A 243-nucleotide genomic window follows, 5' to 3' on the forward strand; every position below is an offset into this window, starting at 1 on the left:
CAGACAATACAGAAGCACAATTTTATACGATTTCCGATTTGATAGATCTGCTGCCACTTGGAAGAAATACTATCTATCGTCTTGTTAATAAAGATGATTTTCCTAAGGTTCGTATCGGTAAGAAATTCATAATTCCGGCCCATAAACTCAACGAATGGCTTGAGATTAATATTGGATCGGAGATTAGTTTAAATGAGGTGGAAAAATTTTACGAGAAATGATCTACGATAAATTGTTTGATTA

1 protein-coding gene is annotated in these 243 nt (G+C 33.3%); it reads left to right on the forward strand.

The features are described from left to right. Positions 1-221: helix-turn-helix transcriptional regulator (locus KIH86_RS01810; protein WP_223110278.1), on the forward strand; the 221-nt coding region annotated here is incomplete at its 5' end. Positions 222-243: the final 22 nt, after the last annotated feature.

Origin of the sequence: Paenibacillus sinensis (genome assembly GCF_019904155.1) — a bacterium.
In the GTDB taxonomy this organism is placed as follows: domain Bacteria; phylum Bacillota; class Bacilli; order Paenibacillales; family Paenibacillaceae; genus Paenibacillus_AQ; species Paenibacillus_AQ sinensis.